Below are 22,352 nucleotides of genomic sequence, written 5' to 3' on the forward strand. Positions count from 1 at the left end.
GGTAGAAGGACTATGGTACTATCGGTAGGATTTTGGAAAATGGTATTCACAAAAAAGGAATATTTATATACGAGGTGTAGGATGAAAACGAACAAATCTATTCAAAATGAAAACACAAAACTATTAATGGACATCGTCGATTTAAAAATAAAACTTAATGACTTATACAATTCCGCCGGACCCAACACATCCGATTATGTAAGTCTTAAAATTAATCTCGACTGCCTGATGCATGAGTATTTTGAAGAAAAGATTGAGCAACTAATTTAAATAGCAGCAGGAATCCTTTAAAAGCGGACATTGAATAGCAATGTCCGCTTTTCCTATTAAATGGTAACGAGCTAAATCATTTTTTTATGAGTTTCTTCTATTATATATAAAAAATTTTCTGAATAAGCGAACCCTTTACATATTAATATTTTTCAACAAAGCTCCCTTCTTGAAGACAGCAGTTTTTTTATCTTGCCGTCTGTAAAATATTTTCATCAAAGGCATAATTAATATAAAGATGAACAATAGCCTGAACGTTTGGAACATCGAAACAAGCGAGACCTCTGCTTTAACTGCATCAGCTAATAATACCATTTGATCTAAACCACCTGGGGCTGTGCTTAGGAAACTTGTTGCGAATGTTGTGTCCATTGCAAACGACATTAGGAAGCTTGAGCCAAATGTTAGGGCAATCAGTGCGAATGCACTAATAATGCCACCTATAAGTACGCGTACTGGCAGCTTAATCATATGTGGCTTGAGCATTAGGCCGATATGGGCGCCGATTAGTAATTGAGCGACGTCCATGACTATCCCAGGTACATGTGGCATTGCGATTGGTGTCGCTAGTTGCAACGTAATTAATAAAATAATGGGTGTGATAAAAAATGCGACTGGCAAATGGACGCGTTTCGTTAAATGTGAGCATACCCATGCAAGTGCAATTAATAATACTAAACTAATCGTAAGCTTTGCGTCCGTTGGCTGTTTACCAATTACTTGGCCAGCGACGATAAACGGTACGAATACAACGACTAGTAATAGCCGAATTACTTGAAAATAAGAAATAACGCCAATTTCTTTTACTTTTTCTTCTTCGGCAAACACGACAATTTGACCTAAACCACCAGGGATAGCACCTAGTATAGCAGCTTTCATCGGAATTTTTGCCCATTTGCTCGTTAAGTAGGCGATGCCGATTGAGCCGCCGATTAAAATAACGTTTAGCGTTATCATGTAAAATAAAATGGAGCCCATCATGCCGAATAATTCGGTGTTAAATTGTACACCAATAACGGTACCAACCATGACTACTCCTAAATCACGCATTTGGCCAGACCATTTGAGCGGTCCTTTATAAATAAATTGTGCTAACATGACGACAAAAATTGGGCCAAGCATCCAAGGAATAGGGATGTGCAGCAGGCTAAAAATATAACCGCCAATTAAAGATAAGGCTAACACCTTTAACATTGCCTTCAACAGTAACACCCCTTCCTATAATAATAAGTCTATTTACATTATTACTTAAGAAACCACCAGCGTTCATCTTCATGAATACTGGTGGTTTTCGTTCTTATGACTTCACTAATTCTTTTACTTGTGCTTCACGATCTACGTCATCTCGACGGCGATCACCCCAGTATGCAGAACCATTTTTTAAATATTCTTCATACGTCCATTTCACTGGCTCCCAGTCTGGCTCGAAGATTAAGTAGCCGTTTGTGAAGATTTCAAGACGTAAACCGCTTCCTGGATCTTTTACGTAAATGTACATGGCTTGAGAAATACCGTGTTTACCAGGACCTACGAATTGTACATCAGACTCGCATAAAATATCAGCGGCACGGAGTAAGTCTTGTGCATTGTCTAACCAGTAAGCAATATGGTGCATTTCATTTGGCTCTTTTGAACGTGATGTAGACATAATTGCTACGTCATGGACTAAGTTTGTTACTGATAACCAGCTTGCCACTTGTACATCGTCTGGATTTACAAAATATTCACGCAATTTGAAACCTAATGCTTCTTGTAAGTATTTTACGATTTCAGCGTTGTCGTGAGAAGTTTGTAAGTTTACATGGTCTATACGGCGTGGAGATACACCTTTCGCCCAAGATTTATACGTTTGGTTTTTAAGTACTGATTTTCGAGATTCATCAGCAGGTGTTTTTTCCATATCGTAATAAAGTTCGAAACGGTGACCACTTGGTAACTCGAAGCGGATTGCTTCACCTTGCGCTACCTCTTCCCCAGCTTTTATCCAACGTACTTCTGTACCAGCAGCTTCTATTAATTTTGCGAAAGTTGCTACGTCCTCCCGACGTTTTGTACGCCAGCCGATGTGATCAATGAAAGAGGTTTCACCAGCAGCAATTGATAATGTATGGTGTTCAAAGTCACCCCAAGCTCGTAAATAGTGTACGCCATCTACCACTTCTGTTTCTTCTAGTCCGATTGTGTCGCGGAAAAACCATAAGGATTTTTCAAGGTCTGCTGACACCAAAGCTACGTGTCCTAATTTTGCAATTTCTGGTGCGTAAAGAAATTTTTCCATTTATATTCACCCCATAGATATTTGTTTTTAATTTGAGGACATGTGATAAAGAAGCAACCATTATAATCACATTTTCAACTGCTACTATTACCCTTGAATGTTTGTATTAACGCCGAATAAATGCCTGCCGTACCCTAAAATGCCGTCTTCATATAAAGAAGTAATGTGTACGGCAATTGCCATTAAGTCACGGGTAAATAGCTCTACTGGGTGACCTTTTAATAATGCGTGTCCACCTAAAGTAAGTAGTGATTTTACGCCGATTTGTGTGCACTTATCGATAATTTTTGCACGGATTGCTTTATATTTTGCTCCTTCGTATGGACCGCCTTTATCTGTTTCCATCATTGTGATGTATTCATTTAACAAACTTTTAGCAGTTAACATTTCAAGCTTTAACTCCGAAAGCACGCGTTGGCTCGTAGGAGAATCTTTTTCGTTTATGCCAGAGAAGCGTACGCGACCTGCTGTATGCTTTTCGAATTCGTCAAGTACACGCTCAGCACCACCAACAGCCATCGCTGCGAACCCTACATAGAAGCCAGGGTAGAATGGTGTGTTGTAGTATAAGTAGTCTTGATCGAAATCTTCATACGGTGGTTGGCTCTTTTCGATAATTTTGTTAAAGCGTAAAATGGCATCGGGCTTAACGAAAACTTCGTCGACGATTAATGTATTACTACCTGATCCTCGCAGACCAAGAGAATCCCATGTTTTTACCACTTCTAAATCAGATACTTTTAACAAAATACCTACACGCTCAGGCCTGTCATTGTCTTCAAATTGCATCATTGCACCAACGCCAACCCAGTCACAGTAGTTGATGCCGCTTACAAAATTGTACTTACCAGAAACGATGTAGCCACCTTCAACGGGTTCAACTTTTCCAATTGGTGCAAATACATCAGCTACGAAGCCGCCTTGGTTAATGACTTCATCACGAATGTGTTTTGGATAGTAGCATACCCAAGAGTTGTGCACGGAAAAGAAGTATGTTAACCATGAAGCAGATAAGTTGTGGTAACCAACTGTGCTTACCATATCAACAAATGTGCGCCAATCAAGTTGTGGATAGCCAAACTCTTTCGGTAAAATTAAACGGTGAATTCCTTCCTCACGGATAAGATCCGCGATGCGTGGAGAAATGGTCGAGTTTAGGTCTGCTTCGATTGCTTCTAACTCTGCAGCTTCACCGATACGCTTTGCTTTTTGGATAATTTCTTCACTAAGCACTTTATTTTCAACTGCTGTTATCATTTGATCATTCCTTTCAAAAATAGTTTATTGTGCTGTAACTGCTTGATCTTTTTCCACTGCTAAAAAATTAATGACAAGTTTGTTTACGATTTCTGGTTGGTCCGTTTGTGCTTGGTGACCGCAGTTTTCAATATATTCAAATTTAATGTTCGGTAATAATTTCTCAAGCTTATAACCTGTCTCAACTGGTGCAACATCATCTTGGTTACCCCAAATGAATAAGCCAGGAATTTTTAACTTTGGTAACGATTCTTTAATGCAGTAACGGTCCCAAAGCTTTGGTTCTTCATTCATTCTTGCTAAGTAAGCATCGAACGCTGAATTTGATTCTTTTACACCTGGGCGAGTTGCTGCTCGATGACGCAGTTGAATTAGTTCTTCAGGAATGATTGTGTCTTCACTTGAATTACGGTACATAAATTTCCGTAACGATTCTTCTGTATAGTCATAACCAATCACTTCTAAGAAGGAACGCAGCTTTCTTTCGGGTACTTCTTGCATCGCTTGATAAATGGTATTACTGCCAATGTAAACAACTTTATTTACTTTTTCAGGGTGATCAATTGCATATTTAGCTGCCACGTAAGCACCTTGTGAATTGCCAACAAGTGATACTTCGTCCAGGCATAGTGATTCAATAAAATCATGTACATGATCAACTAAGCTTTGATGACCATTTACTGGCCATGCGTGAGGTGCTGTATCAGTGAAACCCATTGATAGTTGGTCTACTGCATATGCGCGAAAGCCAGCTTTTGCTAATGCAGGTAACATATGTCGCCAACCGGCTGCACCGCAAGCTCCAGGTCCTGCACCGTGTAGTAAAATGACAGCTGGTCCTTCTGTTCCGGCCCATGAATAATGTGTACGTACGCCATTTGCTAATACATAGCTATTATGAAATCCTTCAAAAATTGTCATTATTTTACCCCCTGTGCTGATCAGTGATTTAATTTCTGTTTTGAGTATAACTGTTAATTACTACTATTATCATAGTGTTTTTTATTGAATATTTAGTAATAACCATTAAAATTTATTGAAAATTCTCTATCTTGTAATATAATGATGAGGAATACTAAATCAAAGGGGATCTAATTTTGATGAGTGAAATTTTATTTGATTCTAGCGAAACGAAAAATATTTTAATGTCGGCAAATGCATTTCACACATTAAAAAACGGTTTATTTAACAACATTGGATCGCATAAAACAAAAGGTTTTTTATTCCGATTTGGTAAAGAGTTTGGAATGGAATCAGCAAAAAATAACCTCCAAAAAAAGAACACCACGAATCCTGTCGGTAAAAGACACTCACGCTTAGGCCACGTAAAAGATGTTATTTTTATGGGGGAAATTGTGCGACATCCGGACGGCACGATTGAATGTATCGATACGTGGGGACAATGGGTGGAATCATTCGAAGCAGAATTACACCTTAAAAATTACGGTTTAGCAAATGAATGTGTTTGTCATATGTTGTGCGGTTTTGCGAGTGGTGCATTGACATATGAATTTGGTGAGTCAATTATTGCCGTTGAGCGCAAGTGCGTCGCAAAAGGGGATTCATGCTGTGAGTTTGAAGTAGGTTTGGAACGCGACTGGCTCGAAGAAAAAGAGGAGCTTATTCACCTTTATCAAAATGACAATATTTTAGCTGAGCTTGAAATGACCTACGATGCACTTTTACATCATAAGCAAATGTTAGAGAAAATTTCTACGTTTCATAGTCAACTCACACAAAAAGTAACAGAGAAGCATTCATTGGATGAAATTGTACAGGCTGCATATGAGTTGTTGAACATCCCGATTTTAATTGAGGATATACATGGGAATCTGTTAAGTCAAATGGGTTTAACGGAAGAACAGAAGCTAACCATTAAAAAAGATAAGGCAAAGTTATCGCATGTTGACGATAAACACAATGTTTTGCATTACAAAGGCGGTACCTATTGGAAGTTGATCGCCCCTGTTCTTATAAATAAAAAAAATTATGCCACTTGTTCGTTATTCTACTTTGATGAAAAGCCTATCGATGAAACCGACCATCTATTTTTAGATCGTATCTCCACTGTCGTAGCGTTATGTATTTTATATGAGGAGGCACAGTTTGAAGAGCAACAACGCATCCGCAGTTCGTTATTAGAACGATTAATCCATAATCGAAATATTAAAGATATCGAATCTTACTATAAATTTTTACCGTTTAAATTTAAGCCGCCGTTTTCTACAGGTATTATTAGTGTTCATAAGAAGAAAAAAAATAACGAAATCATTGACATTCACGACCAGCTGACACAACTGTCAAAGTTGGCGAAAGAGTGGGGTTTACCTTGTATCTTTGCGGTACTTGGGGAAGAAATTGCACTTCTTAACTCGCAAAATAGTGATAAAAAAGAATGGGAAAAGAAAATCACAAAGATTTTCCAAAAAATAGAGAAACAAAATAGCAATTATAAATATTCGCTCGGGCTTAGCGGAACGTTTATTAACTTAAAGGAGTTCGAACGTTCACTAAAAGAGGCACGTGTCGCACAGCGCTTCCCAAATCAAAAACTACTGACAGATTACGAAGATTTAGGCATACTTGGCGATATCGTAATGAACATGAGCATGGAACAATTGCATGGAATGGCGAAAAAGTCGTTAAAAGACTTATACAATTTCGAGGATCCACGAAAAAAAGAACTGCTATACACGCTTTACATTTATTTATTAAATAGTCAGCGCTTAAAAGAAACGATGGATGAGTTGACGTTATCCATCGGCGGTGTCCAATATCGGATAAAGCAAATTGAAGAGCAGCTAGAAATTTCACTAAAAAACGCATCAACAGCAGCGTATACTTTATTAGTTATTCAGGCGCTACTATTATCGGACAGCTTAAGTTTCGAGGAATTTGCAAGATAAAAAGTGAGGTATACTTAACGGGAAGAACCATTACTTAGTAAATACCATTATTAAACAAAAAAGACTGTAGACAAACTCAATTTTTTAAGTTTGCCTACAGTCTTTTACATGAGATGAACCATGGTTAATTTTATTGCTCTACAGAAACTTCTAAGTTCATTTGCCTTTCATCAGCAGCACGACTCTCGTCTTCTTTTTCAGTTGCAGTAATTTTTAATTTACGTGTAGCTACTAACACGATTGCGGACACAACATATAAACTAACGATAACTAACACCCCAGAGTTGAAGCCAGAGCGAACGTCATCACCTGCAAGTGTAATTAAGTAACCAGTAATCCATGGACCGATTATTCCAGCCATACTTGCAATCGCTAATGAAATACCTGTTACACTACCTACTAAGTTTTTCGGAATGATCAACGTTTTAATCGCAGCATTTAACGGTAATAAGCTTGTGTTCATTATTAAGCCTACCCCTAAGAAAATACATGCTAACACTGGTGAAGATACAATTGTTGTCATTGAATAAGATGCCGCACCAACAAGTAATACTGTAACTAATACACGGTCATAAGATTTGATAAGGCTTTTATTTTTCTTAAATAAAAAGTCTGTAAATTTACCTGCACAAATCGCGAATACTGTACCTGCAATACCCATTCCAGCGAATATTAAACCCATACTTTGCGGCTTAAGACCCACGATTTGTGTTAAGTAGGTTGGTGCCCATGTAAGAACCCAAGTTGTAATCCACATGGATACGAAACCTACAACTAGAATGGATAATACATACGGGTTGATGAGTACATTAAAAATATACTTGAACGGTACTTCCTTGTTTGAAGCTAAAGATTTCACGTCTTCGACGAGTGGTTGCTTTGGTTCGTCTCTCATAAAGAAGAAGAAGAGTGCCCATACAAAGCTTGCTACCCCTAACATTGCAAAAGTATGCTGCCAACCTATGTTTGTAATACCCATAACTAAAAGTGGTGCAGCTAAATACGTACCCACTGTTGTACCAGAAGTCATAATGGCCACTGCGGTTCCGCGTTGTGCACTAGTGAACCATCGTGCAAGGTGTACGAGGCAAAAACCGAGCGTAGCACCCTCGAAGAAACCTAAGACAACACGCAGTAAAATTAAGTGTGTTAACGTTTCCACAAAATAGGCGCTTGCTAATGAAATTGTCCATCCAGTAGCAATCATCATTAATAAAAATTTTGAGTTAAAGCGATAGGTTAATGTACCTAAAATAATACTTCCAACAGCGTAGGCTGCGAAAAAGCTACTTCCCACTAAACCAAACTGATCGTAAGATAAATTTAATTCAGTCATGATTGGTTCTGCGGCTAATCCTAAAACTGATTTATCCGTATAGTTTAAAACAGATAGCAAGAATAGAAATCCTAAGACAACCCAACGCATATAAAATCCCCCTTGTATTACCGTATTTTCCCCATTTACAATGTTTCGTAATTAGTTATCAGACTTTTCCAAAAACTATTGAGATAATTGTACGTCGCAGTTTTTCTCCAAGGTGAGATGAGTGTTAGCGTTTTCAAAATACTTTTAGAATAATTTCACACCTCCATTTGTTTTGCAAGAAATGCATTCATTTCGGCATTTTCTTTTAAAGAATAATAGTTTCTAACGGGAAAGTTCGGCATACGAATCTTCCATGAAAAGAATTCTATTTGAAAAAAAAAAGATTTACAAGAAAAAAAAATGATTCTAATTTTTGTTTTGATAGAGAACAAAAAGGAAAAAACCAAATTCCCATACCAAAAAATTAAATTTTTTAACAGTAGGATATGTTGATAAATCTGATTTTTTTAAAAAAAATGTTCACAAAAGATTCAAATTTGGTTTCGTGTGAAAATTTATTGTTTTTAACTGAATTTTCAATAAAAAATTCCATGATAATTTTGAACAGACTCATTTATGATTTAATTACTCACTAACGAATGGAGGAATTGGGATGGATGATCGTTTATTTAGAGATGCAATGGGAAAATTCGCTACAGGGGTAACAGTTCTTTTAACTGAAAACGAGGGAGAAACACATGGAATGACAGCGAACGGTTTCATGTCCGTATCATTGGATCCGAAGCTTGTCGTAATTTCTATTGGACATAAAGCTAAATTTTTAGAGAAAGTTTCACAGTCTAAAAAATATACAGTAAATATTTTAGCGGAAGATCAAGAACACTATTCACGTCATTTTGCTGGGAAACCTGGTGAAGCAGTAGAATTTGAAACGTTGGCTCAGCTGCCAGTACTAAAAGGAGCTATCACACAAATCGCATGTGAAGTCGTATCAGAACATGTAGAAGGTGACCATACATTGTTTATTGGTAGAGTAGTAGATCTACGTATTGAGGATAAAGAGCCGTTATTGTTCTTCAGTGGTAAATATCGTCAATTGACTGAGTTAATACCAGTTGAGTCATAAAAGGAGTATTGTCTATGGATATTCAACTTATAGCTGAAGAATTGCTCGAAGCAGAACGTACGAAACTGCCAATCGCCCCACTAACTGAAACCTATGAAAATATTACAGTTGCTAGTGCCTATGCGACACAATTAGCGCAAATCCATCAAAAAATTGACGCAGGTGCGACAATAAAAGGGTTAAAGATTGGTTTAACCAGTAAAGCGATGCAAGAAATGCTAAATGTATATACACCAGATTATGGCTTTATTTTAGATACGATGGTGTATGACGAGGCAGAAGGTTTATTTACGGAGACGTTTATTCAACCAAAAGTAGAGTTTGAAATTGCGTTTATTTTCAAGAAAGCACTAAAAGGACCGAACGTAACTGTACAAGATGTCATTGATGCAACGGATTATGTTGTTCCAGCAGTGGAGGTAATCGATAGCCGTATCACAAATTGGAAAATTAAATTTGAGGATACAGTAGCGGACAATGGATCTTCGGCAGGTGCGATTTTAGGTAAGAAGCGTACACCACTTAAAGATATTAAAGACATTACAAATATTTCGATGATTGTGAAGAAAAATGGCGAGTTTTTAGACGAATCAACGAGCGCAGCTGTATTAGGTAACCCACTCCATGCAGTTGTTTGGTTAGCAAATGAAGTAAGTGCATATGGTATTTCCATCGAACTAGGCATGTTTGTTTTATCAGGTGCGCTCTCAAAGGCTGTTACCTTTGAAGCAGGAGATGAATTTGAAGCTGACTTTGGTATACTTGGGAAAGTAAGCGCCAACATTTTGAAGGAAGCAGTGAAATCAGCTGGACTATGAAACAAGTATGGATTTATATCAATTCATTGATATAGTAAAAAGGAGAGAATCGTAATGCAAATCGTTTATGTGAATGCTAATAACTTACATGAGATTAAACCATCGGCTCCTGAAGTAGCTATGGCACTTGGTTACTTTGATGGTGTGCATTTAGGACATCAAAAAGTAATTCAAACAGCTAAGGAAAAAGCAAAATCACATAATTTGTCATTATCCGTTCTCTCTTTTTTCCCGCACCCTAAAAATGTGCTATTTTCCAATAATAAAGTTTCATATTTAGAGCCATTAGAACAAAAAGCTGAAAAGTTAGAAAAGCTTGGCGTAGATGTTTTCTACGTTGTTGAATTCACCAAAACATTGGCAAAAGTAGAACCAGATCACTTTTTAAGTGACTATGTTATAGGGTTAAATGCCAAGGAAATTATTTGTGGATTCGATTACACATATGGGACCAAAGCAAGTGGTACTGTTGATACATTGGCAGTTTATGCGGCTACGCAGCAAGTTGGCCTAACAGTTGTCGAAGAATTAAAATGGAATGAACAAAAAATTGGCTCCACATTGATTCGGAAATACGTAACAGAGGGAAAATTGAATGAATTACCGAGTTTATTAGGAACTTTTTATCAAACGAAGTATTGTCAAAAGAATGGTTTACTACCCAATTATTCTTTGCCAAATGTAGGCAGTTATAAAGTATTGATTGAAGATCGACATATTAATATTGAATGTGTTGCAACTGTAAAATGTAAAAAATATATTCAGCTACACTATGAAACGTCAACATTACCGAATTTGTTAACCATCCAATGGGTTGACCAATTCGAAACAATACCAAGCTAATGTTAATTTCTAACCTTTTAATAGAACCTTAAATCTTTGTTCATAATTTGTTCATACTTAAGGGATAAGATAAATACATGAAGAGGACAAACTTTTTTCTCTCTCTTTCATAACCCCCTTTTATAAGATTTCTTTTTGGATTCGGCAACTGGCCGGATCCTTTTTTTATTTTTAAAAAAGTTTTTGTTGCAAGAGCGCTTTCATTGGGTATATAATACTTTCATAAACCGATTTACTAAATCGATTTACTAAAACAATTTATTCATTTACTACTTCAAAGAAGGTGTCATAACCATGCAAAAAGTGATTGTCCCTTTAAACGCTTTTGATAGAGTTGAAGTGTTAGAGAAAGGGCAAGCTTCCTTTATCAAGCTCATTGCACAATCAGGCGCATACGGATTGGAGATTCGCAAAGAGTTATTTTCCAATCAAGATCCATCATTAGATAGCATGAGGCAAGAAATGGAACAGCATCAACTCTTTACCGTCTTTTCAGCTCCAATTGAATTGTGGCAAGAGGATCATCAGCTAAATGAACAAGACTTAACAATCATTTTTCAAGAAGGTAAAAAGCTCGGAGCGAAGTGGATCAAAGTATCACTGGGACACTTTGATAAAAATCTATCTAGTGTTAGCATCCTCCACTCATTTTTAAAGCAGCATCCAGAGATTCAATTGTTCGTTGAGAATGACCAGACGCTATATGGCGGGAATGTTACCAATTTAAAGTCCTTTTTTGAAAGCGCCACCGAGCAGAATGTTCCGGTGAAAATGACGTTTGATGCTGGAAACTGGTACTATTCCAGACAGGATGTAGAAGAGGCGTTAAATCAACTATCCAAATACGTCCATTATCTTCATTTAAAACAAGTGGATCAGGAAAACGGGGACCTGGTGACGGTACCGCTTCAGAAAAATATTGGTCACAGCTGGGAAAAGGTGATGAACAGTCTTCCTAACAACCTAGTAAAAGCACTTGAATTTCCCATACAACCAAAGGAAAGAACAAAAGAGTATATTCAAATGATGACAGAAAGTGAGGCATTCGCATGAAGCAATTAGATGTCGTAACGTTTGGCGAAGCAATGACAATGTTCATGGCCAATCATCCTGGTTCCTTACATGAAGTCAGCGAATTTACCCGCGAGCTTGCAGGCGCTGAAACGAACGTGGCAATTGGTTTGGCACGCCTAGGATTCGGCTCAGGCTGGGCAAGTAAAGTAGGCAGCGACGCATTTGGAAAATTCATTATCGATCGTCTTAAAAATGAAAACGTCAACATCAATCATGTTTTAGTAGACAGTAAATACCCAACAGGTTTCCAATTAAAATCGATGGTCTTAGAAGGAGATCCAGAGGTTCAATACTTTCGTAAAGGATCGGCTGCCAGCCATCTAACGAAAGATGATTTCAACGAAGAGTACTTCCTAGAGGCTAAACACCTTCATATGACGGGAATTCCATTAGCAATTTCAGAAGATGCACGTGGATTTGCCAAACAGGCTTTAGCCTTTATGAAAAAAAACAATAAAAAGGTGTCCTTTGACCCGAATTTACGTCCGACACTTTGGGCATCACAAGAGGAAATGGTAAAAGAAATCAATGAAGTGGCCTATAAAGCTGATTACGTTTTACCGGGGCTTGCCGAGGGTGAAATCTTAACAGGCTTCAAAAACCCAAATGACATCGCTTCCTTTTACTTAGATAAGGGTGTTGAGCTTGTCGTCATTAAGCTGGGACCGGCGGGAGCTTTTTATAAAAGTGCATCCGAAGAAGGAACGGTACTCGGATTCCCTGTAGAAAAAGTCGTTGATACCGTTGGTGCTGGTGATGGTTTTGCTGTTGGTGTCATCAGCGGACTTCTTGAGGGTATCTCGATTCATGATGCAATTGTACGAGGAAATGCAATTGGTTCACTGGCTGTTCAGTCACCTGGTGACAATGATGGCTATCCAACCAAAGAACAGTTAGAAAAATATATCGATAAAAATTTACAGGGAGTGAAATAACATGAAACAAACCATTGCTAAAAAAAGATGGTTCTATCTGATTCCAATTGCTTTTATTACCTACAGTCTAGCCTATCTTGACCGTGCCAATTATGGGTTTGGAGCAGCTTCGGGATTAGCAAAAGACCTTGATATCACAGCGGCTACATCCTCCATGCTCGGTGCACTTTTCTTCTTAGGATATTTCTTTTTCCAAGTTCCTGGTGCAGCTTATGCAGAGAAAAAGAGTGCCAAGGTACTAATTTTTTGGTCCTTGATTGCTTGGGGCTTACTCGCTACTGCTACTGGGATGGTCACAAATGTGAAGTTACTATTCGTGATTCGTTTCTCCCTTGGCGTAGTAGAAAGTGCTGTTATGCCATCCATGCTTGTACTCTTAAGCAACTGGTTTACGAAAAAAGAACGCTCTCGTGCCAATACCTTCTTAATTCTTGGTAATCCAGCTACCGTTTTATGGATGTCGATTGTTTCTGGTTATTTAGTTGAATCTGTTGGCTGGAGATGGATGTTTATTATCGAAGGCCTTCCTGCTGTTATTTGGGCGTTTATTTGGTGGAAGTTAGTCAATGATAAGCCGAAAGATGCAAAATGGTTAACCGATAAAGAAAAGTCTGACCTTGAATTACAATTAGCAAAAGAACAAGAAGGAATCAAGCCGGTTAAAAATTACGCAGAAGCCTTTAAATCAAAACCTGTTATTTTACTTAGTATTCAATACTTCCTATGGAGCATTGGGGTCTATGGATTTGTAATGTGGCTCCCTTCTATTATTAAAGCGGCGCCAAATATGGATATGGTTAAAACAGGCTGGTTGTCTTCCGTTCCTTATATTTTAGCCATTGTTCTTATGTTAACAGCTTCTTATTTCTCTGATAAAATGATGAACCGCAGTTTATTTGTTTGGCCATTCCTGTTAATTGGCGCAATCGCCTTTTATGCCTCTTACGCAATTGGTACAGAGCATTTCTGGATTTCCTTTGTCCTATTGATCATTGCAGGCGGGGCGATGTATGCTCCGTACGGTCCATTCTTTGCAATCATTCCTGAAATCCTGCCACGTAACGTTGCTGGTGGGGCGATGGCTCTGATTAACTCTATGGGTGCATTAGGATCATTCGTTGGTGCGTATATTGTAGGATATTTGAACGGTGCTACAGGTGGATTTGGTGCTTCTTATATCTTTATGGCAGGATCTTTATTCCTTTCTGCAATCTTAACGATTTGGGCGGTAAATACCGCAAAAAAGGATAGCAGCAAGCCCGCAGATATGAATTTGAGTGCGTAGAACCATAAGTTTTTAGCGTCTTGCATTGACGCTGTAGCTCAAGGTAAACAGCCTTAGAACTTTTCTAAGGCTGTTTATCCATTATGAAGGGAGATTCTTTACATGGGTGTTGAAGAAATTAAAAAACGTTGTGTTGTAGCCGTGATTCGCGGTGCATCGATTGAAACCATTATTCCAATGGCTAGAGCTTTAAAAGACGGAGGAGTCACTGCACTTGAAATTACTATGGAAACCCCGAAAGCACTGGCGGTAATTGAAAAAGCGGCTGATGTGTTTGGAAATGAAATGTTTGTAGGAGCTGGAACGGTACTAGACGCAGAGACTGCTCGTGCTGCAATTCTATCTGGAGCTAGGTTTGTTTTTTCACCAACCGTTCGGAAGGAAACCATCGAAATCACAAAACGCTACGGAGTCATCAGTGTCCCAGGTGCGTTTACTCCTACCGAAATCCTAACTGCCTATGAGTACGGTGCAGATGTAATTAAAGTATTTCCAGCAGGAAGCGTAGGACCAGGTTATTTTAAAAATGTTGCCGGTCCCCTTCCCCACATTCCGCTAATGCCAACAGGCGGCATCGACATGGATAATGCCAGCGACTATATTCGTGCCGGTGCTGTTGCCGTTGGCGTCGGAAGTTCTTTGGTGGATCCAAAAAGAGAGCTAACGGATGATTATTTAGCGTTGATCACAGAAAATGCAAAGAAACTAATGGACCAAGTGCAGGCTGCACGTAGGTTATAGAATTTTGAGGGTGACATAGGTCATCCTCTATTCTTTTTTATAGGCTGTGTTTGATTTTTTTTACGAAAATCCTTATGAAGAACAAATCTCACTCAGAACTTTCCAGATTTGTCCTTCATCGACCTTTTATACCGCTGGACTAAAATTCACCAATGAAATTTAATAGAGGAGCCTTTTTAAAAAGACCATATATCACAGATAAACTGGATAATTAGCAGTTTTGTCGTTAAAATGAAAGCAGTGACCAATGGAAAGAGGAAGATAGGCATGGAAAGAGTAACAATGGCCGATGTGGCCCGTGAAGCTGGTGTTTCAAAGAGCACGGTTTCTCAATATTTAAACAAACGCTATGAATATATGGGTGAAAAAACAAAGCAGAAAATTGAAGAAGCCATCGAAACCCTTGGCTACCAGCCAAATTTCTTGGCGCGAAGTCTAAAGCAAAAACGCACTTCCCTTATCGGCATCATTGTTGCAAATATAACTCACTACTTTTCAACAGAGGTAAGCCGTGCGATTGAGGATTTCTTCCATCAATACGATTTACAAGCAATCGTCTGCAATGCGGATGACGACCCCGAGAAGGAAAAGAAATACATTGAAATGCTTCGAGCGAAACAGGTGGATGGCCTGATTATTTTTCCAACAGGAAAAAACAATGCTTTATATGAAAGCATGGTGAAGCAAAACTATCCGGTTGTTTTTGTGGATAGAAAAGTAGAAAATCGCGATGTATATACTGTAATCACCGATAATACCGAATCCACCTACAAAGCGATTCAATACTTTATCAAGAAGGGGCACCAAAATATAGCCTTCGCCGTACAGCCACTAACAGTCAGTACACGGATAGATCGATTAGAAGGTTACAAAAAGGCACTAACGGATGCGGGGTTAGAAGTGAATCCAGACTTCATTGTTGAAGGAAGTATAGCTGAAATGAAGGGAAAACTAGAACAACTCTTTTCCTTAGATGTAAAGCCAACAGCATTGTTTGCAGCAAACGACCGTGTATTTATCACACTTGGAGAATTCATTAAAGAAAAAGGAATCAAATTCGGAGAAGACCTTGATGTAGTCGTATTTGACAATATCCCATTCTCGCAAATGCTCGAGACCTCCCTATCCTTTATCATCCAACCCGCTGCCGAAATGGGCAGAAAAGCAGCAGAACTGCTCTATCAACAAATTCAAAAAGAAAATCAAGAACCCGAAGTATTCGTATTTCCAAGCAAAATGATGTAATGGTTTCGGTGCCTGTCACCGCCCGTGGACACTGTCCGCCTAGGGTGGACACTTCCACCCCTCAGGCGGACAATTATCAAAAGCGGAATCGCATTAACGAATGGACTAGTGCCTGCTGGCACTAGTCCACTTTTGCTATTGAGGAACGCTTACAAATGTAGTATAATCATTTCATAAACCGGTTTAGTAAATCGGTTTATCTAACTGCCGAAAAAGGAGTTTAGACGATGAAAATACAGCTTGCTTTGGATCGAATGGAAATAAACGAAGCGATTGAATTAACAAGAAAAGTGGAGAATTCCATTGATTGGATTGAGGTTGGGACTTCATTAATCAAAGAATTTGGGATTGCTAGTGTTAGAGAGATGAAACAGGCATTCCCTGCTAAAACGATTGTTGCCGATATCAAAACCATTGATAATGCCCGTTATGAGTTTGAATTGTGTTTTGAAGCTGGAGCAGATGTTGCTACTGTTATGGGTGTGTCTCCCCATGTAACCATTGACGTGTGTATGGAAGTTGCTGGGCGATACAACAAAACAGTGATGATAGATTTATTAAATACAACTGAGCAACAAAAAAGAGATTTAATGAAATACAAGAATGCCGTATTTTGTGAGCATGTGAGTAAGGATCAACAGGAGGAGCTTGGTGCCTCCAATTATGGTTCAGGAAGTAAAAATATCTATGAACCAGGGATGACCATTGCTGCAGCAGGCGGAATCACGCTGGAGTCATTGGAATTCTTACAAAAGACGCTCAATCCATCTGTCGTCATTATTGGTTCTGCCATAACAAAGGCAGAGAATCCAGCAGAAGCTGCGGCAAAAATCAAACAAGTGGAGGCTAGATAAAACATGTTACTCATTCCTACGATAATAAAAGAAATCGAAACAGTTTTGAGTCAAGTGGAAGAAAACCAACTTCAAACTATTGCAGTCCAATTGCAAAAAGCTAAGCGTATTTTTGTTATTGGTGAAGGACGTTCTGGGCTAATGGCAAAATCGTTTGCGATGCGCTTAATGCACTTAGGAGCAACCGTTTATGTTGTAGGTGAAACCATCACACCTTCGATTGCGGATGGCGACCTATTAGTAGCGATTTCCGGCTCAGGTACCACCAAAAATGTCGTTTGGACCGCGGAGAAAACTAATTCACTCGGCTGTACTGTTGTGGGAGTTACCACAAATCCTGAATCTCCATTAGCAGCAGCAGCAACCACGATTCTTCACGTCCCAGCTGCCACAAAATACCGCCGTGAAAATGAGTTAAAAACCATTCAGCCACTAGGTTCCCTATTTGACCAATGTGCTCATATTGTTTTTGATACTCTATGTCTACAATACAGCGCACTTACCCAAGTGGACCACGCAGCTGCATTTAGTCGTCATAGTAATTTGGAATAGAACAATTCAAAGACCCATTTCCAATGGGTCTTTTTTTTCGACATCAACTGCTTATTTTCACTATAATCAATCGATTGATTAAATTACCTACAAACCCTTTTAAATAATGAACTACAAAAAGTTTTCCGGGAAATTTTTTGTCGAGGATACAATATGGCAGGTTTGCAAATATCGTCAAAAATATCTAATTTTTTCAATACGAAGATTGTTTTTGATAGGTTATGGATTAATTAAACGTTGCTTAATTCAGCACAAGCTTACTTTAGAATGAGATAATCATCTCCCCCGAATCGCAATATCTCGAAACTGTGCTAGTATTTACGATATATACCATTGGAAAGTGATACTTTTGAAGAACTCACCATATGCTTTCTTGAAGGAGGTTTTTCAGCATGCAGCGAATAAAGTTTATGTTACAGCTGTTTCTCAATGGACCTTTGTGGTTTAGATTATTAATCACTATTTCGTTCCTTGCCTCTGTCATTTTCAGCAGTTCCTATTTTTCGAATGCCTCTATTTATGAGGGACTTTCCAAATTAGCGGCAGCCCTCTTTTTTATTGCTGTTGGAATGAAGCTGCGTATGAACCGGGTGGTATCTATTCTCTTATTTACCGCGTCAGCGATATGTATTTATTTATCCATTCAGACACTACTTTAATCAAAATAAAAGCAGTGATATCTCCACTGCTTTTTCCTATGTTTCTTATTCAAATGCTTTCACAGAAGGTGCCTCATAGTTTAGAAATTTATTGAGCAAGACCGCCGGCTCTTCCTCAATTATCGCCATCGAACCGAATTTTTCCTGCAGAAACTTTTGTTCGACCATATGCTCGAACAATCGAATCAGTGGGTCGTAATAATGATTGATATTAAGAAGCCCACACGGCTTTTTATGGAGCCCAATCTGTCCCCAAGTAAATACTTCAAAAAACTCCTCTAGCGTTCCGGTCCCGCCAGGCAAAACCACAAATCCATCAACCAATTCTGCCATTTTTGCTTTTCGTTCATGCATGGTATCCACGGTGATTAATTCGGTTAACCCCTTATGGGAGATTTCACGTTGCTCCAGAATCTTTGGTATTACACCAATCGCATGTCCGCCTTCACGTAACACGGTATCAGCGACAGCACCCATCAATCCGATACTTGAACCGCCGTAAACCAAGGTAATATTCCGTTTCGCTAGCTCTTTCCCTAATTGAATCGCTCCTATTTTATAAGCTTCTGAAGCACCCAAACTTGAACCGCAATAAACCGCCACTCGTTTCATGCCGCACCCTCCTTAGTACTGTTTTACTATGATTATATGGAAAGGTGGAAAGTAAAACAAACGTAAGAAACAAGACGTGTACTTTCCTGCTTCATAAAAATGTTAGACATCTCTCTTGGTACAATACCCCTTTTAAAAATTTATGAACTTCATTACCTTATATGTTATGTCCTAAAAATAAACATAAAAAACACTTAGGTTTCCTCAGGTTAAAGTTAGACATAATTCAACAGGTTTCTACCTGGAATTTTTTAATTAAACGTTTAATTAAAAGTGGCACCAATCCAATGTAACCCTATCATTCTACACAAAACTTAGAAAAAAAGGTGTCGATTTGCTTATTACATTATAGAATCCAGAAATATCCTAATCAGCGAAACCTCAACCAAACTTAATCGTATTAGTAAATGAAAGAAGGTGGTTAATTTGAAAAAATGGCTTTCTAGCATTATTTTATTCGCTTTGTTATTATTTTTCCTATTCCCCCGCCAAGGTTTAGCAGTAGAATTTTCGATTACCAATGTAAAGATTGATGCCTTTTTGCAGGATAATGGAAATGTGAAGGTAGAAGAAATACATACGTATGAGTTTGATGGTGAATTTAACGGGATTACCCGTGAAGTGGTTCCAAAAAAAGGAGCTTCCATCAGCCAATTTACAGGAACCGAAAATAGAAAGAATTTACGAATTGAAAAAGAAGAAGACCTATATAAAATTCATCGTAAAGGTGTGGATGAAACGATTACGGTTGCACTCCATTACACCATTGAAAACGGAGTAGACGTATATCAAGACATTGCTCAATTTTATTGGCCATTTTTTGATGAAAGAAATGAATCCTCCTATGAGAATCTCTTAATTACCATTCATCCTCCTGCACCAACCGAGGATGTAATTGCCTTTGGTTATGACGAGGCATTCGGCACCGAAAGCATTCAAAAGGATGGGTCCATTGCGTATAAATTAGGCTATGTTCCTAGTAATACAAATGCCGATATCCGTGTCGCCTATCCTAAAGAACTTTTTCCAAATGCTCTAACAACGGCAGATAAACCAATGAAAGAGGACATTCTTAAGGCCGAGCAAGAACTACTACAACAGGCTGCTGCTGATGCCAAAACAAGGGAAACACTTTCAACGATTAGCATGATAGGCCTTCCAGCTTTTACACTTATTTTCCTGCTGTTACTATTTCGGGATTGGATGTCGGCCCGTTCAAGGCGAAATGATTTAATGCGGGAAGGCGTGAATTTTCATTCCGTACCAAAGTTAATCATGAGTATGCCAGCAACGATTTTCTTTACAAACAATCACTATCTTCAACCGCAAGCGATGGCTGCTGCTTTACTAGATTTGGTGCGCCAGGGGTATGTGACTAAATTAGCTGATGATACGTTTCAAAGGGTAAGGCCGAAAAGTCCGTTAAAGCATGAGAATGTATTGATGGAAGGGCTCTTTGATAAAATAGGCAGCCAGCATACATTTAGCTTCGACGACCTTACTTCTTTTACTAAAAATAAGAAAAATCATACTGCATTCCAATTATTTCAATCACAATGGAGAGATGCGATCAAACAAGAAGTGGATAGTTATTCCCTTTATGAGAATAAAACAACCTATCGTTTGCTGATTGGTTTTTCAAGTGCGCTGTTGCTTCCGTTTCTGTTTTTTTTCCCAATTTATGATCTCCTAGGCTCCTTTCTCGTGGCACTTCTCCTATTTATTACAGTCATCCTTTACGCTTGTCTTTATAGGCCAAAGACTTGGGAAGGTGCCAAAATTGCTTACCAATGGAAGCAGTTTAAGTTTCGCTTTAAGGAAACACCACAAGCAGAATGGGAAAAGTGGACGGATGACGAGCGCATGCGTGCTTATATTTACGGACTTGGAATCAGCAGCAAAGAGGTGTATCGGAAAAACGATGAGCTAATAGAAGCACTCACCCCATCCAGCTATAATGACGGTGATACTGCACTCTTCTACTCGATTATTTATATCGGTCCAGACACTTCTTCAAGTTTCCGGTCCGCCTATCAGTCTACAAACAGCTCGGGTGGTGATGGTAGCTCCAGCTCAGGAGGTGGCGGCGGAACAGGTGGAGGAGGCGGTGGCTCTGGTGCTTTCTAAATAAAGCTTGGGGAAGTCCTCAAGCTTTTGTCTTTTATATCCAATGTTGTTACTACCTACCAATCTGTATTATCATAGAGTAAGAGTTGTCATGAAAAATAAGGAGGGAAATAGATGTATCCAAATATTTTACGACACCCGGGACCAACGCCAATTCCTAAAAAAGTTCAACTGGCGATGAACCAGGACATGATTAGTCACCGCACGGAGGAGTTTGTACGCTTATACCAAGAAACAACAAATCGTGTGAAACCTATTTTCGGAACCAAGCAAGATCTTCTACTTCTGCCATCAGGCGGAACGGCAGCATTAGAAGCAGCCGTTGTAAATACGGTTTCCCCTGGAGATGAGGTGGTGGTCATCACCGTTGGCGCCTTTGGCAATTATTTTGTCTCGATTTGTGAGAAAAATGGTTTCAAGGTACATAAACTTGAAAAAAACTGGGGCGATGCCTGTACGGAAGAAGATTTGATTCAGTTTTTAAAACCTTTGTCCAATATAAAGGCAGTGTTTGCCACCTATAATGAGACTTCGACCGGAATCCTTAACCCAATTGAAAAATTAGCAAAAGTGGTTCGTTCACATACGGATGCATTATTTATTGTCGATGGAGTTAGCTGCCTTGGCGGAGCTCCTGCTGAAATGGATCAATGGGGAATCGATATATTAGTAACCGGATCACAAAAGGCGATGATGCTCCCTCCTGGACTGGCACTTTTAAGCGTCAGCGATAGAGCGTGGAAAGTGATAGAGGAAAAGAATACACCTTCCTATTATTTAGATTTAGTAAGCTATCGTGAGTGGGCTTCAAAAGGAATGACACCTAACACCCCTTCCATTTCATTGATTTTTGGACTTTCCGCAGTATGTGATTTGATTGAGGAAGATGGCGGATTTGCACAAACTGTAGCTAGACATGAATTAATGAAGAATATGGTCCGTGAGTCGATGAAGGCTCTTTCTATTGATTTGTTGACATCTGATGAGTATGCATCACCAACCATTACAGCAATTTGTGCTCCGGAAGGTATTGAATTATCTCCATTTCTTGGTCATTTAAAGGAGAAATACCATCTAGATTTTGCCGGCGGTCTTGGCCATCTGCAAGGGAAGATTTTCAGATTTGGGCATATGGGCTACTGCTTCCCAAGTGATATTCTTCAGGCCGTTTCTCTAATAGAGGCTGGTTTACAAGATTTCTCCTATTCCCTTGAACCAGGAGCAGGGGTAACTGCAGCACAAAAGGTATTCTTGTCTGCTCAGCGGAAGTAATCCCTAAATATTAATACCATAAAAAGACGATTCGAAACTGAATCGTCTTTACTGATTCTATACGCCCAACCGCTAGTATAGCCCTTTCGTATAACTTTCCTGAAGCCTTTCTGTAATCGATTCTGAACTGCTGCTTGGAAGTTTTGCATGTTCATCCAGAGAAATCGACAA

At 38.9% G+C, this 22,352-nt stretch carries 21 protein-coding genes; 15 read left to right on the plus strand and 6 right to left on the minus strand.

Features of this window, described 5'->3' with window-relative positions; translation table 11 throughout:
* Nucleotides 1-81 precede the first annotated feature (81 nt).
* Nucleotides 82-270, plus strand: coding sequence for a hypothetical protein (locus M3189_RS11600; RefSeq protein ID WP_251634224.1), 189 nt, complete (start codon nt 82-84; stop codon nt 268-270).
* A 135-nt stretch (nt 271-405) separates the two neighbouring features.
* Here M3189_RS11600 and M3189_RS11605 read toward each other — a convergent pair whose 3' ends face one another.
* The 4 genes from M3189_RS11605 to M3189_RS11620 all read right to left on the minus strand — a co-directional run bounded on the left by M3189_RS11605 (nt 406) and on the right by M3189_RS11620 (nt 4,726).
* A complete protein-coding gene (locus tag M3189_RS11605) occupies nt 406-1,464 on the minus strand; it encodes an AbrB family transcriptional regulator (RefSeq protein WP_251634281.1) in 1,059 nt (352 codons plus the stop codon).
* 103 nt (nt 1,465-1,567) lie between these two features.
* Entirely contained in the window at nt 1,568-2,548 is a 981-nt protein-coding gene (locus M3189_RS11610) for a VOC family protein (protein WP_251634225.1), read from the minus strand.
* A gap of 87 nt (nt 2,549-2,635) precedes the next feature.
* Nucleotides 2,636-3,805, minus strand: a complete 1,170-nt coding sequence (locus tag M3189_RS11615; RefSeq protein ID WP_251634226.1) for an acyl-CoA dehydrogenase family protein — start codon at nt 3,803-3,805, stop codon at nt 2,636-2,638.
* A 24-nt stretch (nt 3,806-3,829) separates the two neighbouring features.
* Nucleotides 3,830-4,726, minus strand: coding sequence for an alpha/beta fold hydrolase (locus M3189_RS11620; protein ID WP_251634227.1), 897 nt, complete (start codon nt 4,724-4,726; stop codon nt 3,830-3,832).
* 179 nt (nt 4,727-4,905) lie between these two features.
* Between M3189_RS11620 and M3189_RS11625 the strand changes: the two genes are divergently transcribed.
* A complete protein-coding gene (locus M3189_RS11625) occupies nt 4,906-6,711 on the plus strand; it encodes a V4R domain-containing protein (RefSeq protein ID WP_251634228.1) in 1,806 nt (601 codons plus the stop codon).
* Nucleotides 6,712-6,841: 130 nt separating this feature from the next.
* Here M3189_RS11625 and M3189_RS11630 read toward each other — a convergent pair whose 3' ends face one another.
* A complete protein-coding gene (locus M3189_RS11630) occupies nt 6,842-8,137 on the minus strand; it encodes an MFS transporter (protein WP_251634229.1) in 1,296 nt (431 codons plus the stop codon).
* A 553-nt stretch (nt 8,138-8,690) separates the two neighbouring features.
* Here M3189_RS11630 and M3189_RS11635 point away from each other — a divergent pair.
* The 11 genes from M3189_RS11635 to M3189_RS11685 all read left to right on the plus strand — a co-directional run bounded on the left by M3189_RS11635 (nt 8,691) and on the right by M3189_RS11685 (nt 18,170).
* Nucleotides 8,691-9,164, plus strand: coding sequence for a flavin reductase family protein (locus tag M3189_RS11635; RefSeq protein WP_251634230.1), 474 nt, complete (start codon nt 8,691-8,693; stop codon nt 9,162-9,164).
* A gap of 14 nt (nt 9,165-9,178) precedes the next feature.
* Complete coding sequence (locus tag M3189_RS11640; protein WP_251634231.1) at nt 9,179-9,982, plus strand: 2-keto-4-pentenoate hydratase; 804 nt, start codon at nt 9,179-9,181, stop codon at nt 9,980-9,982.
* A gap of 54 nt (nt 9,983-10,036) precedes the next feature.
* On the plus strand, nt 10,037-10,825 hold the full coding sequence (locus M3189_RS11645) for an FAD synthetase family protein (RefSeq protein WP_251634232.1): 789 nt from the start codon (nt 10,037-10,039) through the stop codon (nt 10,823-10,825).
* 294 nt (nt 10,826-11,119) lie between these two features.
* Complete coding sequence (locus tag M3189_RS11650; RefSeq protein WP_251634233.1) at nt 11,120-11,878, plus strand: sugar phosphate isomerase/epimerase family protein; 759 nt, start codon at nt 11,120-11,122, stop codon at nt 11,876-11,878.
* Complete coding sequence (locus tag M3189_RS11655; RefSeq protein WP_251634234.1) at nt 11,875-12,834, plus strand: sugar kinase; 960 nt, start codon at nt 11,875-11,877, stop codon at nt 12,832-12,834. Before M3189_RS11650 ends, M3189_RS11655 begins: the two co-directional genes overlap by 4 nt.
* Nucleotide 12,835: 1 nt before the next feature.
* Entirely contained in the window at nt 12,836-14,119 is a 1,284-nt protein-coding gene (locus tag M3189_RS11660) for an MFS transporter (RefSeq protein ID WP_251634235.1), read from the plus strand.
* 102 nt (nt 14,120-14,221) lie between these two features.
* Nucleotides 14,222-14,860, plus strand: coding sequence for a bifunctional 4-hydroxy-2-oxoglutarate aldolase/2-dehydro-3-deoxy-phosphogluconate aldolase (locus M3189_RS11665; RefSeq protein WP_251634236.1), 639 nt, complete (start codon nt 14,222-14,224; stop codon nt 14,858-14,860).
* A 267-nt stretch (nt 14,861-15,127) separates the two neighbouring features.
* Complete coding sequence (locus M3189_RS11670; protein WP_251634237.1) at nt 15,128-16,105, plus strand: LacI family DNA-binding transcriptional regulator; 978 nt, start codon at nt 15,128-15,130, stop codon at nt 16,103-16,105.
* A gap of 227 nt (nt 16,106-16,332) precedes the next feature.
* The gene (gene hxlA, locus M3189_RS11675) at nt 16,333-16,959 is read left to right on the plus strand and encodes a 3-hexulose-6-phosphate synthase (RefSeq protein ID WP_251634238.1); all 627 of its coding nucleotides are present in this window, start codon (nt 16,333-16,335) and stop codon (nt 16,957-16,959) included.
* A gap of 3 nt (nt 16,960-16,962) precedes the next feature.
* Nucleotides 16,963-17,511, plus strand: coding sequence for a 6-phospho-3-hexuloisomerase (gene hxlB, locus M3189_RS11680; RefSeq protein WP_251634239.1), 549 nt, complete (start codon nt 16,963-16,965; stop codon nt 17,509-17,511).
* 392 nt (nt 17,512-17,903) lie between these two features.
* Nucleotides 17,904-18,170, plus strand: a complete 267-nt coding sequence (locus M3189_RS11685) for a hypothetical protein (protein WP_251634240.1) — start codon at nt 17,904-17,906, stop codon at nt 18,168-18,170.
* A gap of 45 nt (nt 18,171-18,215) precedes the next feature.
* Here the strand turns inward: M3189_RS11685 and M3189_RS11690 are convergent, their stop codons facing one another.
* Complete coding sequence (locus tag M3189_RS11690) at nt 18,216-18,782, minus strand: TIGR00730 family Rossman fold protein (protein WP_251634241.1); 567 nt, start codon at nt 18,780-18,782, stop codon at nt 18,216-18,218.
* A gap of 426 nt (nt 18,783-19,208) precedes the next feature.
* Here M3189_RS11690 and M3189_RS11695 point away from each other — a divergent pair, with 426 nt between their 5' ends.
* Nucleotides 19,209-20,909 carry a DUF2207 domain-containing protein gene (locus tag M3189_RS11695; protein WP_285889571.1) on the plus strand — a complete coding sequence of 567 codons (1,701 nt, stop codon included), beginning with the start codon at nt 19,209-19,211 and terminating at the stop codon, nt 20,907-20,909.
* A gap of 114 nt (nt 20,910-21,023) precedes the next feature.
* Entirely contained in the window at nt 21,024-22,181 is a 1,158-nt protein-coding gene (locus M3189_RS11700; protein ID WP_251634242.1) for a pyridoxal-phosphate-dependent aminotransferase family protein, read from the plus strand.
* Nucleotides 22,182-22,352: the final 171 nt, after the last annotated feature.

The sequence above is a fragment of the Neobacillus niacini genome (assembly GCF_023715415.1).
Lineage (GTDB): Bacteria > Bacillota > Bacilli > Bacillales > Cytobacillaceae > Neobacillus > Neobacillus niacini_C.

Excerpts from the sequence above, each read along its gene's own strand:
- M3189_RS11600 (WP_251634224.1), top strand. The coding sequence starts at position 82 with ATGAAAACGAACAAATCTATTCAAAATGAAAACACAAAACTATTAATG.
- M3189_RS11605 (WP_251634281.1), bottom strand. The coding sequence starts at position 1,464 with ATGTTAAAGGTGTTAGCCTTATCTTTAATTGGCGGTTATATTTTTAGC.
- M3189_RS11610 (WP_251634225.1), bottom strand. The coding sequence starts at position 2,548 with ATGGAAAAATTTCTTTACGCACCAGAAATTGCAAAATTAGGACACGTA.
- M3189_RS11615 (WP_251634226.1), bottom strand. The coding sequence starts at position 3,805 with ATGATAACAGCAGTTGAAAATAAAGTGCTTAGTGAAGAAATTATCCAA.
- M3189_RS11620 (WP_251634227.1), bottom strand. The coding sequence starts at position 4,726 with ATGACAATTTTTGAAGGATTTCATAATAGCTATGTATTAGCAAATGGC.
- M3189_RS11625 (WP_251634228.1), top strand. The coding sequence starts at position 4,906 with ATGAGTGAAATTTTATTTGATTCTAGCGAAACGAAAAATATTTTAATG.
- M3189_RS11630 (WP_251634229.1), bottom strand. The coding sequence starts at position 8,137 with ATGCGTTGGGTTGTCTTAGGATTTCTATTCTTGCTATCTGTTTTAAAC.
- M3189_RS11635 (WP_251634230.1), top strand. The coding sequence starts at position 8,691 with ATGGATGATCGTTTATTTAGAGATGCAATGGGAAAATTCGCTACAGGG.
- M3189_RS11640 (WP_251634231.1), top strand. The coding sequence starts at position 9,179 with ATGGATATTCAACTTATAGCTGAAGAATTGCTCGAAGCAGAACGTACG.
- M3189_RS11645 (WP_251634232.1), top strand. The coding sequence starts at position 10,037 with ATGCAAATCGTTTATGTGAATGCTAATAACTTACATGAGATTAAACCA.
- M3189_RS11650 (WP_251634233.1), top strand. The coding sequence starts at position 11,120 with ATGCAAAAAGTGATTGTCCCTTTAAACGCTTTTGATAGAGTTGAAGTG.
- M3189_RS11655 (WP_251634234.1), top strand. The coding sequence starts at position 11,875 with ATGAAGCAATTAGATGTCGTAACGTTTGGCGAAGCAATGACAATGTTC.
- M3189_RS11660 (WP_251634235.1), top strand. The coding sequence starts at position 12,836 with ATGAAACAAACCATTGCTAAAAAAAGATGGTTCTATCTGATTCCAATT.
- M3189_RS11665 (WP_251634236.1), top strand. The coding sequence starts at position 14,222 with ATGGGTGTTGAAGAAATTAAAAAACGTTGTGTTGTAGCCGTGATTCGC.
- M3189_RS11670 (WP_251634237.1), top strand. The coding sequence starts at position 15,128 with ATGGAAAGAGTAACAATGGCCGATGTGGCCCGTGAAGCTGGTGTTTCA.
- hxlA (WP_251634238.1), top strand. The coding sequence starts at position 16,333 with ATGAAAATACAGCTTGCTTTGGATCGAATGGAAATAAACGAAGCGATT.
- hxlB (WP_251634239.1), top strand. The coding sequence starts at position 16,963 with ATGTTACTCATTCCTACGATAATAAAAGAAATCGAAACAGTTTTGAGT.
- M3189_RS11685 (WP_251634240.1), top strand. The coding sequence starts at position 17,904 with ATGCAGCGAATAAAGTTTATGTTACAGCTGTTTCTCAATGGACCTTTG.
- M3189_RS11690 (WP_251634241.1), bottom strand. The coding sequence starts at position 18,782 with ATGAAACGAGTGGCGGTTTATTGCGGTTCAAGTTTGGGTGCTTCAGAA.
- M3189_RS11700 (WP_251634242.1), top strand. The coding sequence starts at position 21,024 with ATGTATCCAAATATTTTACGACACCCGGGACCAACGCCAATTCCTAAA.